Annotated in this window: 10 protein-coding genes, 1 tRNA gene and 1 pseudogene; 7 read left to right on the forward strand and 5 right to left on the reverse strand. The window is 69.3% G+C overall.

Going from position 1 to position 17,203, the window contains the following annotated elements; translation table 11 throughout:
* Positions 1–343: 343 nt before the first annotated feature.
* Together GXY15_09130 and GXY15_09135 are read left to right on the forward strand one after the other, a co-directional pair.
* Positions 344–1,189 carry a hypothetical protein gene (locus tag GXY15_09130; protein NLV41372.1) on the forward strand — a complete coding sequence of 282 codons (846 nt, stop codon included), beginning with the start codon at positions 344–346 and terminating at the stop codon, positions 1,187–1,189.
* A gap of 55 nt (positions 1,190–1,244) precedes the next feature.
* On the forward strand, positions 1,245–2,522 hold the full coding sequence (locus GXY15_09135; protein ID NLV41373.1) for a Gfo/Idh/MocA family oxidoreductase: 1,278 nt from the start codon (positions 1,245–1,247) through the stop codon (positions 2,520–2,522).
* 60 nt (positions 2,523–2,582) lie between these two features.
* Here the strand turns inward: GXY15_09135 and GXY15_09140 are convergent, their stop codons facing one another.
* Together GXY15_09140 and GXY15_09145 are read right to left on the reverse strand one after the other, a co-directional pair.
* Positions 2,583–2,954 (reverse strand): DUF2752 domain-containing protein, encoded by a 372-nt coding sequence (locus GXY15_09140; protein ID NLV41374.1) that lies wholly within the window; start codon positions 2,952–2,954, stop codon positions 2,583–2,585.
* Positions 2,939–3,130: an LITAF-like zinc ribbon domain-containing protein gene (locus GXY15_09145; protein ID NLV41375.1), complete on the reverse strand. Its 192-nt coding sequence runs from the start codon at positions 3,128–3,130 to the stop codon at positions 2,939–2,941. The genes GXY15_09140 and GXY15_09145 overlap by 16 nt, the downstream gene beginning before the upstream one ends.
* Before the next feature lie 242 nt (positions 3,131–3,372).
* On the opposite strand from GXY15_09145, the gene GXY15_09150 reads away from it, so the two are divergent.
* From GXY15_09150 to GXY15_09170, 5 genes and pseudogenes are all read left to right on the forward strand, one after another.
* Positions 3,373–5,568, forward strand: a complete 2,196-nt coding sequence (locus tag GXY15_09150) for an alpha-galactosidase (GenBank protein ID NLV41376.1) — start codon at positions 3,373–3,375, stop codon at positions 5,566–5,568.
* 400 nt (positions 5,569–5,968) lie between these two features.
* Positions 5,969–7,303, forward strand: coding sequence for a Gfo/Idh/MocA family oxidoreductase (locus tag GXY15_09155; GenBank protein NLV41377.1), 1,335 nt, complete (start codon positions 5,969–5,971; stop codon positions 7,301–7,303).
* Positions 7,304–7,702: 399 nt separating this feature from the next.
* On the forward strand, positions 7,703–9,037 hold the full coding sequence (locus tag GXY15_09160) for a Gfo/Idh/MocA family oxidoreductase (GenBank protein NLV41378.1): 1,335 nt from the start codon (positions 7,703–7,705) through the stop codon (positions 9,035–9,037).
* Positions 9,038–9,076: 39 nt separating this feature from the next.
* Complete coding sequence (locus tag GXY15_09165) at positions 9,077–11,389, forward strand: hypothetical protein (protein ID NLV41379.1); 2,313 nt, start codon at positions 9,077–9,079, stop codon at positions 11,387–11,389.
* 872 nt (positions 11,390–12,261) lie between these two features.
* A pseudogene (locus tag GXY15_09170) lies at positions 12,262–12,309 on the forward strand (phage DNA packaging protein J).
* Between the two features lie 87 nt (positions 12,310–12,396).
* Here GXY15_09170 and GXY15_09175 read toward each other — a convergent pair.
* The 3 genes from GXY15_09175 to GXY15_09185 all read right to left on the reverse strand — a co-directional run bounded on the left by GXY15_09175 (position 12,397) and on the right by GXY15_09185 (position 16,931).
* On the reverse strand, positions 12,397–13,527 hold the full coding sequence (locus GXY15_09175; protein NLV41380.1) for a response regulator: 1,131 nt from the start codon (positions 13,525–13,527) through the stop codon (positions 12,397–12,399).
* The gene (locus GXY15_09180; GenBank protein NLV41381.1) at positions 13,520–16,324 is read right to left on the reverse strand and encodes a response regulator; all 2,805 of its coding nucleotides are present in this window, start codon (positions 16,322–16,324) and stop codon (positions 13,520–13,522) included. Before GXY15_09180 ends, GXY15_09175 begins: the two co-directional genes overlap by 8 nt.
* 520 nt (positions 16,325–16,844) lie before the next feature.
* Positions 16,845–16,931: transfer RNA gene (locus GXY15_09185), tRNA-Leu, on the reverse strand.
* Positions 16,932–17,203 lie beyond the last annotated feature (272 nt).

Here is a 17,203-nt window from a genome sequence, read left to right on the forward strand (position 1 = left end):
TCCACGCATGTAGGGGCGCCGCTTGCCGCGCCCCTGCAAGAGGTTTACCCTGTGTTTCCGCGTGTGCCCAAGGCATGGTCAGGTAGGGGCGCCGCTTGCCGCGCCCCTGCAAGAGGTTTACCCTGTGTTTCCGCGTGTGCCCAAGGCATGGGCAGGTAGGGGCGCCGCTTGCCGCGCCCTCTTCTTTCGCGGCAGGACCCACGGGCGTTCAGTTCATGACTGTGCGAGTTTCCCCGTCCTTTCCGGCGGTTCGGGTCATGGGACGGCGTGTTGCGCCGCCGCCGCGGAACGATTATGATGAACGGCCACGGGTTTCGCGGCGGCAACACAGCGAGGGCGCGTCATGACGGCGATCATGCTGGCGGCGGTTTGTCTCGGGGCGGGTGCGGGCTTTCCCGCGGGGACCCCGATCCCCTTCACCGACGGTTCCGGCCCCCTTTTCTCCTACATGCCCGGCCCCGCGCCGTCGCGCTCGTATGTCCCCGAGCTGTTCACGCCGTCCGGCGTGAACGTGGTGCGCGACAATGTGGAGGACCACATCCACCACCACGGCCTGATGATGGCCTTCATGGTGGACGGCACGGACTTCTGGGCCGAGACCCCGGAGTGCGGGCGGCAGGTCCGCGTCTCCCTGGAGAAAAGCGCCGACGGGCTGGTCGAAACCCTCGACTGGACCGCCCCCGGCGGGGACGTGCTGCTGAAGGAGACCCGCACCCTCCGCGCGTCGCGGCGTGACGGATTCACCCTGCTCGACTGGACCTCGGAGTTCTCCCTGCCCGCGGGGCGGGAGAAGGCGGTCCTCTCGGGGTCGCACTATTTCGGCCTGGGCGTGCGCTTCATTAAAGAGATGGACACGCAGGGCCCCTTCTTCAACGAATCCGGCAGGGACGGCGAGCTGATCCGCGGCGACGAGCGCAACACGCGCGCCGACTGGTGCGCCTACCCGGCGGAGATCAAGGGGAAACCCGTGACGGCCGCCATGTTCGACCATCCGGACAACTTCCGCCCCGCCACCTGGTTCACCATGTCCCAGGGCTTCGCCTACCTCTCCGCCACGGTCAACGTCTGGCGCGACCCCCTGACCCTTTCCAAGGACGCGCCGCTGAAGCTGCGCTACGCCGTCGCGCTGTGGGACGGCAAGACCCCGCCGGAGGCCGTGGCCGCCGCGTGGGACGGCTGGACAAAATAAGGGCCGCCCCCCGCGGCCGGACGACACAGGCAACGCAACCCAGGAGATTTCCGCGATGAACCCCGTCCAAGGCAGTGAACCCACCCGCAGGGCCTTCCTCCAGCACGCGACCCTGGCAGCGGCGGCGGCCGCCGCCCTGCCCGCGCGCGCCCACGCGAAGACCAAGGCCAACGAGACGCTCGGCATCGGCCTGATCGGCTGCGGCGGCCGTTCGGGCGCCCACGCGGCCTCCTACGACTACGTCAAGAAGCAGGGCGTGAACGTGCGCATCGTCGCGGTGTGCGACACCTACCGCCCCCGCCTGGAGCGCATGGGCAAGAAGTACGGCGCGAAAATGTACATGGACCACCGCGAGCTGCTGGCAGACCCCGACGTGGACGCCGTGAGCATCGCCACGCCGGACCACCTGCACGGCTACCAGGCCATTGACGCGATGAAGGCGGGCAAGGGCGTGTACTGCGAGAAGCCCGTCACGCACTGGCGCCAGTTCGAGCTGACGAAGGAGCTGGCCCGCGTCGCGAAGGAGACCGGCTGCGTCTTCCAGCTCGGCTCCCAGGGCATGTCCGACCCCGCCTGGGCCAAGATGCGCGAGCTGGTCCAGCAGGGGCTCATCGGCCAGCCGATCCACGCCGAGTGCGGCTATTTCCGCGTGGGCGACTGGGGCGAGCGCGGCATGCCCATTGACGACGAGAACGCGCAGCCCGGCCCCGACCTCAACTGGGAGGCTTTCCTGGGCGACGCGCCGAAGCGGCCCTTCGACGTCAGCCGCTATTTCCGCTGGCGCATGTACGAGGACTACTCCGGCGGCCCCGTCACGGACCTCTTCCCCCACTCCTTCACCCCCGTGGCCAGCATCCTCTCCCTCGGCATGCCCAAGCGCGTGGTGGCCGTCGGCGGCAAATACCGCTACAGCGACCGCGAGATCCCCGACACCTACAACACCCTGGTCGAGTACGCCGACGGGCTCGTGGTGGCGATCCTGGGCACCCAGGGCAACAACTACCAGTCCACCGGCGACCGCGGCGCGGGCGGCCGCATCCCCGTGATCCGCGGGTGGGACGGCACCCTCACGGTGAAGGACAACGACATCCTGTTCATCCCCGCCGAGGGCGCGAAGAAGGACCCGCAGACCATCCCCGCGGGCGGCAACGAGGACACGCAGCGGTACTTCATGGACTTCGTCCAGCACTGCATCGCCAAGGACCCCAACACCGCCAGCGGCCCCGAGATGGCCCTGCACGTGCAGACGGCGCTCCAGATGGGCGCCATGGCCCAGCGCGAGGGCGTGGCCGTGGACTTCAACCCCTACACCCAGACCTTCGCCCCCGCGTAACCCCCCGGAAACCCAAAAACGCGCCGGGCGACGTCCGCCCGGCGCGTTTCGTTTTGGGTGTCACACGGCGAGGGCGGTCTGCACGGCCCAGCCCGCACCCAGCGACAGCGCCCAGGCCCAGGCCAGCCACGGGGGAAGCGCGGGCGGACGCCGCCGCACGGCGTCCCGCAGCACCAGCGCCAGCGAAACCGCCAGAAGGGCCAGATAACCCAGCGTCAGCGGATTCTGGAACAGCGACCCCGGCACATCCCCCCGCGCGAGAAGCAGCAGGCTCCTCGTCATGCCCGTGGTCGGGCAGGGCCACCCCGTCGCATACAGGAAGATGGACGGGGGGATTTCGCCGCGGGCCAGCCACGCCGCGTTCCAAACGAGATATCCCGCCAGCGCGGACAGCCCCAGGGCCTTGCTGAAAAGCCTCAGCCGATCTTGCATCCGCAGGAGGCGCATTTCCGGATTTCGTCCTTGCAGCCGTCAATCACAAAGGGCAGCCAGCAAATGGGCAGGCAGAAAAGAATGAGCACAACGAAAAGGACCCACCCCCCCGCGGACAGTTTCTTCGCGACAACCGGCGGCCCCTCATGGCTGCAAAACGGACACTTGATCTCCATGCGCAAATTCCTTTCCCCTTGCGGGCTGTTCCGCGCGTGCCCGGCCATCCCCTTACAGACAACGCGGGGCTCCGCCGGACCAGAATAGCAAAAGGGCCATTCCGGTTCAATGCGCGAACTGCAAGACCGGGACGGCCCGCCTCCAGAGCCCCCCCTTTTCTTGCCTTCCCTCTTTCGCGGAATTGACGTCCGCCGTGCCCGGCGGGTAGTGTGGTGGCCAACCTACCCGAGGAGGCCCCGTGATGCGCGCTGCCGGACTGCTTGCCCTGATGGTTGTGTCCAGTTCGCTTGCGGCGTTCGCCGCGACGGTGCCGGAGCTGCCGCCGCTGGCGCGGGAGCCCGCCGTCGGCGACACAGACTGGCTCGTCGCCCGGCCGGCGGCGAAGGCGGCGGTCTATGCCGCGCCCGACGGCGGCATCGCCCTGTCGAACGGCCTGATCCGCCGGACCTTCCGCCTGTCGCCGAACGCGGCCACGGTGGGGCTGGACAACCTGGCCACGGGCGAGCCGCACCTGCGCGGGGTGAAGCCGGAGGCGGTGGTCACGGTGAACGGGATCCGCATCGAGGTGGGCGGCCTGAAGGGCCAGCCGAACCACGCCTTCCTGCGCGCGGACTGGCTGGAAACCCTCACGGCGGCCCCGGAGGCCATGCGCTTCACGGGCTTCTCCACCGGCCCGGCGGAGGAGCGCTTCGCGTGGAAACGGGTCCGCCGCGCCGCGCCGGACGCGGTCTGGCCGCCGCCGGGGGTCCATCTCGCCATGGACTACGCGATGCCCGACGGCGCGCCCGCGGAACTCGCCGGGCTCCGGGTGACGGTCCACTACGAGATGTACGACGGCCTCCCCCTGTATTCGAAGTGGATCACCGTGGTGAACGGCGGCCAGGCCGCGGTGACGCTGGACGCGTTCACGAGCGAGCTGCTCGCGGCGGTGGAGTACAGCTCCGATGTCGAGGACCGCGCGGGGGCGGCGCGGCCGCCGAACCTGCACGTGGAGACGGACTACGCCTTCCTCGCCATGAGCCCCCTGAACGCCGGCCGCCACGCCTACCGCTGGGTGCCCGACCCGGACTACGGGACGCAGGTGAACTACGAGAAGAAGAACCCCTGCCTGCTGGAGGTGGGGCCGGACCTCGGCCCCGCGGCGGTGATCCCCCCGGGCGACACCTTCGCGTCGTTCCGCGCGTTTGTCCTGCCCTACGACGGGTACGACCGCGAGCGCAACGGCCTCGCCCTGCGCCGCATGTACCGCGCCATCGCGCCGTGGTGCACCGAGAACCCGCTCATGCTCCATGTCCGCCATTCGGACCCCAAGACGGTCCTCAACGCCATAGACCAGTGCGCGGAAACGGGCTTCGAGATGGTCATCCTCTCCTTCGGCAGCGGTTTCGACATCGAGAACGAGAAGGAGGGCTACCGCAAGCGCCTGCGCCAGTACGCGGACCACGCGAAGGAAAAGGGCGTCGAGATCGGCGGCTACTCCCTCCTCGCCTCGCGGTCCATTGACGCGAAAAACGACGTGGTCTCCCCGGAGGGCGAAGCGCCCGCCTTCGGAAACTCGCCCTGCCTCCTGAGCGGGTGGGGCCTGGAATACTTCGGCAAACTGCGCCGCTTCTACGAGACCAGCGGGTTCACCCTGCTGGAGCACGACGGGTCCTACCCCGGCGACGCGTGCGCGAGCGCGGAGCACCCCGGCCACCGGGGGCTGGCCGACTCGCGCTGGGCCCAGTGGCGGCTCATCACGGACTTCTACCACTGGTGCCGCGGCGGCGGCGTCTTCCTCAACGTCCCCGACTGGTACTTCCTCAGCGGGTCGAACAAGACGGGCATGGGCTACCGCGAGACCAACTGGAGCCTGCCGCGCGACCAGCAGGTCATCCACACGCGGCAGAACATCTACGACGGCACCTGGGAAAAGGCGCCGAGCATGGGGTGGATGTTCGTGCCCCTGACCGAGTACCACGGCGGCGGCGCGGCGGCGACCATAGAGCCCCTCGATGCGCACCTGGACCACTACGAGCGCATGCTGGTGGGCAACCTCGCCTTCGGCGCGCAGGCCTGCTACCGCGGCCCGGAACTCTACGACACCCCCCGCGTCCGCGACATGGTCGCCAAATGGGTCGCGTGGTACAAGACCCACCGCGACATCCTCGAGAGCGACCTTATCCACGGCCGCCGCGCCGACGGCCGCGACGTGGACTGGATGCTCCACGTGAACCCCGCGCTCAAGACCAAAGCCATGCTCGTCGCCTTCAACCCCCTCGACACCCCCGTCGAGCGCGAGCTGAAGGTGAATCTCTACTATTCCGGCCTCACCGAAAACACCACCGTGACGGACCCCGACGGAAAAACCGAAACCCTGCCCCTCGCGCGGGAGTACACCGTCCGCGTCCGCGTGACCCTCCCGCCCCGGGGCTTCACCTGGCGCGCCTTCGAGTAGGCGCGCCCCAGGTCGTCGGACAAGACGCTGTGAGAGCCGAAGCCAGGGCGAGAACGAGGTTGCTTCAGGCGCTCCGCTCCTTCGCAATGACGCGGAAATGCGTGTCTTTGCGGGCCTCAGACCGCTGAAAGCGTAGACGCGGCATCTTGCCGCGTTCTTGGGGTTTTCGTTGGCCCAAAGAACGCGGCAAGATGCCGCGTCTACTTTGCAGGCGTTCTCGCCAACCCACTTCATTAACAGCGAAGCGAAGCCATCTCGTTCCCGCCAAAACCCCGGCGCGCGCCGCACTTGCCGGAGCGGCCCCCGTTGGTTTAGGCTGGAAGTTGTCCGTCCCCGCGGCGCGGGCATGTGGGCCCGCCGGAGGACAGCGCGTCATTTCAACCGAGAGGGACTCTGGTCTATGGACAGCAAGGCGTCGAAGGGCATTTCCCGCAGGAGCTTCGTGAAGGGGGCGGTCATGGCGGCCGCGGCCCCGTACATCATCCCGGCGTCGGCGCTGGGCGCGGGCGGCAGGGCCGCCGCCGGCGAGCGGCTGGTCATCGGGCTCGTGGGCTGCGGCGGGCAGGGCCGCGGCGACATGGGCGGCGCGCTGGGGCAGAAGGACACTCAGGTGGTCGCGGTGTGCGATGTGAACACGCAGAACCTGGCCAAGGCCAAGGAGATGGTGGACGACACCTACGAGAACACGGACTGCGCCACCTACAGGGACTTCCGCGAGCTGATCGCCCGCCCGGACCTGGACGCGGTGATCATCGGCACGCCGGACCACTGGCACGCCCTGGTTTCCATCGCGGCGGCCAAGGCCAAGAAGGCGATCTACTGCGAAAAGCCGCTGACCTGGTCGCTGGGCGAGGGCAGCGCCGTGGTGAAGGCCGTGAGGGAGAACAAGGTCGTCTTCCAGACGGGGAGCATGCAGCGGTCGGGGCGGGAGTTCAAGCTCGCCTGCGAGCTGGTGCGCAACGGCTATCTCGGGAAGATCACGCACATCACCGTGGGCCTGCCCGACGGAAGCGACGCCAAGTGGGTGGACGAGTACCCCGCCCCGCCGGAATATCTGGACTACGACTTCTACGTCGGCCCGGCGGAGTGGGTCGCCTACCATCCCGACCGCCTCGACTGGAACTGGCGCTGGTGGATGGGCTTCGGCGGCAGCCAGATGATGGACTGGATCGGCCACCACGGCGACATCGCCCACATGGCCATGGGCTGGGACGAGACGGGCCCCGAGGAGATCACGCCCGTCATGTGCGCCATGCCCGAGGGCCGGAACAACCTCTACAACGCCTGGGGCAAGTACCTCTTCGAGTGCAAGTACGCGGGCGGCGTCACCATGACCGTCGGCAGCATGAGCGAGATGCCCGCCGCCTTCAAGAAGTGCGGCGACACTGGCACCCAGTTCTTCAACAGGCAGGGCGACTGGATCTACGTCTCCCGCAAGGGCTGCCAGGCCAGCAACCCCGAAATCCTGAAGACCAAGATGCGCGACCGCGACTTCCGCTTCCGTGTCCAGCGCAACCACATGCGCGACTGGCTCGACTGCGTCCGCAAGGGCGAGGAGTGCATCGCCCCGGTCAACGCCGGGCACCGCGCCGCCTCCATCGGCCACCTCGGCAAGCTCGCGCTCCAGCTCGGCGCCAATTTGAAGTGGGACCCCAAAAAGGAGCTTTTCATTGACAACGACGCGGTCAACGGGCTCCTGACCCGCAAGTACCGCGGCGACTGGAAGCTCGACTGAGCAGTTCCCCCGCATCCGCCGACCAGCCACGGGCGGGCCGGACACCCCGGCCCGCCCGTCTCTTGTCTTCCCGTCTCCTGACTTCCCCTTCCGTGTCCTCCGTGTTTTCCGCGGTCCCTGACCGCCGGACAAGACATCGCGAGAACCGACTCCGTGGCGGGAACGAGATTGCCGCGCTTCGCTCGCAATGACCTTGGAAACACACGTCATTGCGAAGGAGCGCAGCGACTGCGGCAATCTCGTTCCCGCCACGGAGTCGGTTCTAAGGCATCTTATCCGGCGGTCAGGGGTGGTCCCGCAGCTTGACTTGCATCCACCACGGCGCGGTATGGTGTTCACTCATCGCTTAACCGGCGCCGCCCCGGACACGCCCCCCGGCGGCGCGAAAGGATTTCCCCCATGGCAAAAGACCTCTCCAGACGCTCCTTCCTGAAACATGTGTCGGCCGCCGGCCTGGCCATGCCGCTGATCCTCCCGCGCCTGAGCCTCGCCGCGCCGCCCTCGGGCCGGCTCCAGCACGCCGCCATCGGCGTGGGCGGGCAGGGAAACTCCGACCTGGAGAACATCTTCGCCAGCGGCAAGGTGGACGTCTACGCCCTGTGCGACATTGACGAGAACACCCTCCAGAAGGCGGCCAAGCGCTACCCCGGCGCGCGCCTCTACCGCGACTGGCGCGAGATGCTGGAGAAGGAGGAGAAGAACATTGACTCGGTCAATGTGTCCACGCCGGACCACATGCACGCCGCGCCGGCCATGACCGCCATCCGCAAGGGGATGCACGTCTTCTGCGAGAAGCCGCTGACCCACGAGGTCTACGAGGCGCGCAGGCTCACCCTCGCCGCCCGCGAAAAGGGCGTCGCCACGCAGATGGGCATCCAGATCCACTCCCACGAGTTCTACCGCACCGCCGTCCACTGGCTGAAGGCGGGCGCCATCGGCAAGGTCACCGCGTGGCACTCCTGGTGCGGCGCGGTCTATACCACGGACGACAAAAAGCGCCCCGCGGGCGCGGACCCCGTCCCCGACCATGTCCTGTGGGACCTGTGGCTCGGCGTCGCGCCGAAGCGCCCCTACAAGAAGGACATCTACCACCCCTTCAAATGGCGGTGCTGGCGCGACTTCGGCGGCGGCGCCACGGGCGACTTCGGCTGCCACATCTTCGACCCCGTGTTCACGGCGCTGGAGATCGGCGCGCCGCTCTCCATCGTCTCCGAGACCGAGTGCGTCAGCGACGAGGTGCACCCCGGCTGGTCCATCGCCCGCTACGTCTTCCCCGGCGCCGCGCTGACGGCCGGCAAGACCATCGAGGCCGTCTGGATGGACGGCGGCAAAATGCCCGCCCCCGGCGTGTCGCCCCATGTGCCCGCCGACCGCGAGCTGCCCCCCAGCGGCTCCCTCGTCATCGGCGAGGAGGGCACCCTGCTGATCCCCCACGTCGGCCCGCCCAAGCTCTTCCCCGAGGAGAAGTTCAAGGACTACCCCAAGCCCGAACTCGCGCCCCTGGACCACTACCACGAGTTCGTCGAGGCCGCACTCGGCAACGGGAAGGCCGGGGCCAATTTCGACTTCGCCGGCCCCCTCACCGAGGCCGTGCTGCTGGGCAACATCGCCAACCGTTTCCCCGGCGAGACCCTGGAGTGGAACGCCGAAAAGCTGAAGTTCACCAACCACCGCAAGGCAAACGAGTTCCTCCGCCGCCGCTACCGCGGCGGCTGGCGCGTGCGCGGACTGTAGGCCCGCGCACGGCGCGGGGCCGGGAAAAGGAGTGACGGCATGACCGCAAGACGCGCGTGGCTGGAGGCCGCCGTGGTGTGCGCGGCGCTGGGGACCGGGGTGCCGCTGGCGTGCCAGCCCTTTCCGGTGCTGCGCGTGCCCACGCACGAGTTCTCCCAGCTTTTCACGCTGCTGGCCTTCCTGGTCCTGCCGTTCCTCACCCGGCGGATGGGGCGCCTGCTCCGCGCGCGCCGGCCCGAGGCCCGCGACCGCGAGCTGATCGAGTTCTCCCTCTGGTCGGGGACCGCGGCCGCCTTCGCGTGCGGCGCCCTGGCCTTCGGGGTCATGGCCGCGGCGAACGCCCTCGGCCCCAAGTGCCGCATGGTGGACGCCGCGCTCTTTTTCTGGGTGACCTATCCCCCGGCGGCGCTGCTGGCCGTGGTGATCGGCGCGGCCTGCGTGCGGCGCTCCCTGCGGACGCCCGTGTTCATGCTGGCCGCCGTCGTGGGCCTGTCGCTGGCGCAGGACGCCGTGCAGGCGCTTTCCGGCGTGCGCACGGCGGACCTGATCCTCGGCGAGCCCCTCGCGCTGAACCAGCGGGTGGACGCCGCGCCCCCGCTCTTCCACGTGCTCCAGCGCGCCTTTGTGATGCTGCTGGCCGGCGCGGCGGCCTCGGGCGCCGCGTGGGCGGCGGCCCGGCGCGACCTGGCATCGGGCAGCGGCCCCGTGTCCGCCGTGGGCGCGGCCCGCACCCGGGCGCTGCTCCTGGGCGCCGCGGCGGCCGCCGCGGCGGTGCTCGGCGGCAGCCACATCGGCGTCGGCTGGGGGAAGGCCGCCCTCCATGCCCAGCTCCCCCGCGAGGTGCGCACGGAGCATTTCATCATCCGGCACCCCGCGACGGGCGAGGCCGCCGCGCGGGCGGACGCCGTGGCCCGCCACGCCGAATGGTGCCACGCCTACCTGCGGAAACTCTGGGGAATCGCCCCCGTGAAGCCCGTGGAGCTATACGTCTTCAACGGGTACCGCGAGATGGAGCTGGCCACCGGCATGGGCGCCCACGCCGTCATTCGCAAGGTCTTCGTGGACGCCTACCAGGCGCGCAACAGCACCCTCCTCCACGAGCTGGTCCACGCCCTCCACGTCGAACTCGACCCGAAATGGACCATCATCCTCTACCGGGGCCCCGTCGAAGGGCTCGCCGAGGCCGTCGAGGCCTTCTACGCAGACGCGCCCGAGGCCCACCGCCGCGAGGCCGGCGCCCTGGCCGCGGACAAGCTTCCCTCCGCCGCCGTCTTCATGCACCCCCTCGGCTTCTGGCGCATGAACGAGACCAACGCCTACTACGCCTCCGCCTCGTTCATGGGCTTCCTCATGCGGACCCACGGCCCGGAGAAGTTCCAGACCTACCAGCGCACCCTCGACTTCGCCCGCGCCTTCGGGAAAGACCTGGAGGGCCTCGACGCCGACTGGCGCGAATTCCTCCGGACCGTCCCCCTCGACTCGCAGTCGAAAGTGCGCGGCGCCACGAACTACGACCCCGCCTTCTTCGGCCAGGGCTACGCCCAGTGCGACTGCCCCAAGCTCGGCGACGCCGTCCCCAAACCGGAGGACGCCGCCCAGACCCTCGCCAACGCCGGCCAGTTTGAAGAGGCCGCCCCCCTCTACCGCGCCCTGCACGAGAAGGACGGCGCCGCCAAGAGCTTCATGATGCTCACCCTGTCCCTCTCGCGCGGCGGACGCCCCGAAGAGGCCGCCGAACTCCTCCGCGAACGCCTCGACCGGCCGGACCTCCCCGAGGCCGAACGCGCCATGCTGCTCGACCGCCACCGCGACGTGCTCATGCGCCTGCGCGCGTGGGACGCGCTGGACCCCGTGCTGGACACCCTGGTGGACCGCGAGGAGGACCCCGGCGCCCGCGCCGACCGAGAGACCCTCCGCGACTGCCTGCGCGACCCGGCCCTGCGCGACGCCGCCGCCGACGCCCTTCTCGAAAACGACTACTGCCGCCGCCGCATCCTCCTGGAGACCCTGCGCCGCGCCCACCCGGACAACGCCGCCGTGCGGCGGCTCTGGCTCATGCGCGGGTTCAGCCTCGACTACGCCGGCCCCGCGGAGGAGCGCAATGCCCGCATTCGGGAGGCGCTGGCCCTTTTCGCCGCCGACCCCGCCGACCGCCGCCTCCTCGCGCCGCACCTGTCCGACGTCCTCGGCCGCCTCCTCGACGACCGCCAGCACGCCGCCGCCCGCGAGGTCTGCGCCGCCCTCCAGTCCGGCGCCGAAGACCCCATCGAGCGCGCCAAACTCGCCCGCTTCACCAGCCGCCTCGACTTCGAGGAGTCCGCCGAAGGCGCCGCCGCCGCCGCCCCGCGCTGACCCGGGGAAGTCGCGCCCGCACCGCCGGTGGGCCTTGAAAGGAGAGGGCGCGGCAAGCAGCGCCCCTACCTGCCCATCCCTTGGGCACACGCGAAGATGCCGGGCCCGCCTCCCGTAGGGGCGCTGCTTGCTGCGCCCGGGCGCGGACACGAAGGCCGCCGCCTATCCGGGGATTCGGGGCGTGTCCCGCCCGCAACGGCGCCCTCCGCGGCACGCCCGGCCCCGCACCGCCCCTGCTTGCCCGTCCCTTGGGCACACGCGAAGATGCCGGGCCCGCCTCCCGTAGGGGCGCTGCTTGCTGCGCCCGGGCGCGGACACGAAGGCCGCCGCCTATCCGGCGATTCGGGGCGTGTCCCGCCCGCAACGGCGCCCTCCGCGGCACGCCCGGCCCCGCGCCGCCCCTGCTTGCCCGTCCCTTGGGCACACGCGAAGATGCCGGGCCCGCCTCCCGTGGGGGCGCTGCTTGCTGCGCCCGGGCGCGGACACGAAGGCCGTCGCCTATCCGGCGATTCGGGGCGTGTCCCGCCCGCAACGGCGCCCTCCGCGGCACGCCCGGCCCCGCGCCGCCCCTGCGTGAAAAAGCCCCCGAAGTTTCCGTTTTTCGGAAACTCTCCGCGCTACACTGTGTCCTGTCGGGGGCGGTGCCCGGGGCCCGGCGCCCCCCGCCGCCCGGCGCTCTCCGGTGAGAGGCGGCTTTCACAGAGGCCGTTTTTTTGGGCGGATGGTATCCCCGCCCTCCGGGGCTGCCGCGAATGGGGGTTCGCGGCAGCCCCACTCCCTGGGGCATTCCAAAATGAACCGCCGCCGCTCTCGTATGTGCGGGTTCCGCCTCCCCGGAGGGGAAGAAGGCACATGGCCGGAGGTGACCGAAGGGAACCTCCGGACAGAGGCCCGAAAGACCACAACCCCTAAGGGATTGAATGTGAACGCCCCGCCAATAGGCATTTAGACGACGGCCGGAACCTCGAAGGACACGCGAAACCAGCCACAGCGCTTCTTTGTCTGTCCTAGAAAAAGCCCTCGCGGCGGGTGGTGGACCCCGGCCGGCTCTTGCGCGCGTAGGAATCGTAGGTCTCCGAGAACTCCGTCTCCGTGTCGTTGAAGGCGTCCACCACCGCCGGGTCGAAATCCTTTCCCGCGCCCTCGCGCAGCATGCGGGCGACCTCGTCGTGGGGCATGGCCGCCTTGTAGGGGCGCTTGGTGCGCAGGGCGTCGTACACGTCCGCGACGGCCATGATCCGCGCGCTCAGGGGGATGTCCTCCCCCTTGAGCCCGTCGGGATAGCCGTTGCCGTTCCACCGCTCGTGGTGGGACCGCGCGATGGCGATGCCCATGTTGATGAAGGTGTTGTGCGGGTAGTGCCGGTGCGCCGCCTGCAGCGTCCGCGCCCCGATGGCCGTGTGGGTCTTGATCATCTCGAACTCCGCAGACGTGAGCCGGTCCGGCTTGAGCAGGATCCGGTCGGGGATCCCCACCTTCCCCACGTCGTGGAGGACCGAGGCGTTGAAAACGTCGGCGACATAGTCCTCGTCTATGCTGCCCCCGTAGCGGGCCGTCTTGCGCAGCTGCTCGCAGAGGATTTTGCAGAAGGTCCGCGTCCGCTCGATGTGGTAGCCCGTCTCGTCGTCCCGCGACTCCGCGAGCTTCGACAGGGCGGTGATGGTGGCGAGCTGGGACTCCGTGATCTCGCGCACCTTCTCCCCCACGAGCCTCTCGAGGCCCGAGCGGTGCCCCTCCAGCTCCCGCAGGGCCTTGCGGAGGAGCAGGTGGGTCTTGACCCGCGCGTGAACCTCCTCAAACTGGAACGGCTTGGTGACGTAGTCCATCCCCCCGACCTCGAAGGCCTTGACCTTGTTCTTCACGTCCGTGAGGGCGCTGAGGAAGAGGACGGGCACGTCCCGGAGGGCCTCGCACGACCGCATGCGGCGGCACACCTCGTAGCCGTCCATGTCGGGCATGAGGATGTCCAGCATGACCAGGTCGGGCACCACCTTCTCGGCGGCCTTGAGCATCATGGCGCCGGAGGGGAACATGCGGACATCATAGCCCTCCCCCTCCAGCATGCTCTCCAGGAGCTTCAGGTTCTCCGCCGTGTCGTCCACGACCATGATCGTCTGCTTGTCGGCCTGTTCAGGCATGCTCGCTTTCCTCTCTTTTTGTCAGCGTGAGGATTTGTCCATATTCATACCGGACGGCAAGGGTGCGCAGGGCGCGCCCCGCCTCCCCGTCCAGCGCCTCCACCCCGAGAATCGCCTCGTTCAAATGCCGGGCGTTCCCCTCCTCCACCGCCTTCCGCACCGCGAGAATGACCTCCCAGGGAAGGGGGGCGAAAAGGGCGGCGCTGGGCGGCGCCTCGGCGGCCTCCTCCCCGGCGCCCCCCTCCTCGAAGACGTATTCCAGGCCGAGCAGGCGTCCGAGAAGGCTGAAAAGCGTCTCGGGCGGGAAGGGCTTGGCAAGAAACCCGGAGGCGCCCGCGGCCAGGGCCTCCGCCTCCCGCGCCTCGTTCACGCTGGCCGTGACCGCCACAATGGGCACCCGCGCCCCCGCGTCCCCCGACGCCCGTATCTGGAGGATCGCCTCAAACCCGTTCATTCCCGGCATGCGCAGGTCCATCAGCACGGCCGCCGGGGCGCACCGGCCAAACATGTCCACCCCTTCCGCCCCGTCCCGCGCCTCCAGCACCTCAAAACCGGCGGGGGCGAGCAGTTCGTGCAGGAACTCCCGGTTCTCCTGGCTGTCGTCCACCGTCAGGATGCGGGGGGGGGGGCCGCTTCCGGCGAGGCGCGCCACATGGCCCTGCCGGAACGACGAAACGGCCGTGTCGGGGTCGGCGCGCCGCAGGGCCACCCAGAACCGGAAGGAACAGCCCAGACCCGGGCGGTTGGCCGCCGTGAGTTCGCCGCCCAGCATGCGGACCAGCCGGCGGCTGATGGCCAGCCCCAGGCCGGTGCCGCCCGCCCGGCGTCCGGCGGATCCCTGCTCGAATTCCGCGAATATCGCCTTGAGGTCCTCCGGGGAAAGCCCGGGGCCCGTGTCCTCCACCTCGAAGAAAACCCGAACGGGGTCCACATCCGGCCCCGCGCCGTCGCAGTTCACGCGCAGCGTCGCGCCGCCCTCGGCGGTGAACTTGACGGCGTTCCCCAGCAGGTTGGTGAGCACCTGCCGCAGCCGCGCCTCATCCCCCCGCACATGGTCGGGCACCCCCTCGGCGGTGTCCAGCTTGAGCCACAGGCCCTTGGCCTCGGCGCGGGGCTCAAACACGGTGTGTATGTCCTCCACCAGGCCGCGCAGGGAGAAGGGGGCCTCGTCAAGCGCGGCAAACCCCGCCTCCAGCTTGGAGAAGTCCAGAATGTCGTTGATCAGCTTGAGCAGGTGCCTGCCGGAATTCTCCATCGTGCGCAGGATGTCCCGCTGGCGGGGCGTCGTGGCGGCGTCCTTCTGCAGGACGTAGGTGAACCCGATGATCGCGTTGAGGGGCGTGCGGATTTCGTGGCTCATGTTCGCCAGGAACACCGTCTTGGTGCGCGCGCGCTCCTCCGCGGCCGTCTGCGCGATCCGGGCCTCCTCCACCTGCATCCGGTCCGTGATGTCCTCCATCACCAGCGCCACGCACGGCGCGCCGACGCCCGGCAGGATGTGCGGGATGGCGCTCACACGCATGATGCGCAGGCCCTGCGCCGTCAGCCGCTCCTCCTCCCACACGCGCGGAACGCCGTCGTCCAGCGCCTGCTCCGGCCGGCATCCGGCGCACACGCCGCGCAGCGGGGGCAGATGAAGCACCTTGTAGCACAGGGAGACGTCGCCCGACTTCACGGCGGGGTACCAGGTCCGCAGGGCGGCGTTGGACGCGAGCACCTCCATGCCGGGCCCCAGTAGCGCCACGCCCACGGGCAGGGACTCCGTGAGCGCCCGGTACCGCTCCTCGCCGACCCGCAGCGCCGCCGTCATTTCCCCGGCCAGGTTCTGGGCCTTCTTTCGGACCTTGTCCTCCTGGAGAAGCACCAGAAGGATGAGCAGCGCCGTCAGGCCGCCCGACAGCAGCACCACGCGGAAGGAGGACTGGCCCACCCGCGACTCAAACAGGGGGGTGGTCGAAAGGGAGATGGTCCACGGCCGGCCGTAGGCGCTGATGATGCGGGTTCTGGAAAACAGGGGCGTGCGCGACCGGATCATGCCGCTGCTGGCATAGATAAGCGTTTCCGGGGTGGTGGCCTCGCCGTCGTATATCGCATAGTCCACCAGCGCCGCCGTCTCCGGCGCCCGCCCCTCCATCAGGCCGCGCGAGCTGATGCCGACATTGACGTACCCGCGGATGGCGCCGCGCCGCGCCGCCTCGGTCTGCACCGGCGCCGCCGCCGCGTAGACCGGCACAGACAGAAAAACGCCCCGCACCGGCGGCGTGAGGCACAGGGTGAGCAGCGGGGACATGCTCGCCTCGCCGGTCTCCCGCGCCGCCTCCATGCACGCCTTCCGCACGGGGTCCGAAGCCACGTCATAGCCGAGGGCCGCGGCGTTCGCCTCCAGCGGCTCGATGAACTTCACGGGGGCATGGTAGTCGCGGGCGCCGTCCGGATACACCGCGTATCCCGGCAGGCCGCCGTCACGGACACGCCCGACATAGGCGTCCACTTCGTCGGCCGGCACATGGGGGCAGTAGGAAATAACCGTGATCCAGGGGTAGTTTTCCCGCACCCCCCGGTAGGCGTAATAGGCGCTCCACAGCCGCGCGTCCGTGGCATCCTCCAGGCCCATCATCAGGCCGGCGAAACTCTTCGCCAGGTAGACCGTCTCCCGCACGCGGATGGTGGTCTCCTGCACCAGCAGGTCGGAGTATTCCCGGAACCGCGCCTCCTCCCGGCCGCGCTGTATCTCGTGAAGATACTGCCAGCCGACCAGGGACGCCCCCCCCACAAACACGCACAGAGCATAGGGCATCAGCGCCCAAACTCTCGCAGTCACCCGTTCTTTAACGTCACCGCGCAAACCCATCACCGCGCCCTCTGCCGGGATATTCCCGGGGTCGGAGAGCATCGCGGGGCAACCCATGACGCCCATGGACGCCCCCGCTCAACCCATCCTCGGCGTCTCATCTCTCGGCATTCAATCCAGACATCCCATTTTCGCATAACGGCGGCGGCTTGTCAACACTCTTCCCCGGGACGATTCACCCGATGCAACGGCGGCCGTGGAGCGCAAGCCCCCGCCCGCCCGTCCTGCGGCATCTTCAACGCGGAAAACGGTGCCGAAAACGGCCCAGGCAGGCCGTCGCCCGACGGGCCGGGCCGGCCCTGAAGGGGAAACCGGGGGGGCCGTTGTGCGGATGGACGGGACAAGGCGGAATACCCCGCATATCCTGTTCGTCCATGCGGACCCTTCCGACGCGGGGGAGATGCCATTGGAGCAGGGCGGCCCGCTCCACAACGGCCAGCAGAGGCCGCTTGTGCGGGAAAAAGGATGGTGGGCGAGGAGGGGCTTGAACCCTCATCCCCTTGCGGGGAACGGATTTTAAGTCCGTCGTGTATGCCAGTTCCACCACTCGCCCGGAGAGGGCCGCCCCGGCGGGGCCGCCCCACCGGAGACGGTATACCAGCCCGTCCGGGGGAGTCAAGAGACGGCCGGCGGCGAAACCCCGGAACCCCGCCCCCCCCAACCCAAACCCCACCCCCCTCCCCTAAACCCGAAACCCCAGACCCTAAACCCTAGCAGCCTGTGGCAAAAGGCGGGCTTGCGGTAGTGTTTGTTATTGACATATAGCTGTCGGTATGGTATGCTTCCCGTGAGGCCAACCGGGAGATGTCAGGCATGGCAATGGGA

The organism is Candidatus Hydrogenedentota bacterium (assembly GCA_012730045.1).
In the GTDB taxonomy this organism is placed as follows: domain Bacteria; phylum Hydrogenedentota; class Hydrogenedentia; order Hydrogenedentales; family CAITNO01; genus JAAYBR01.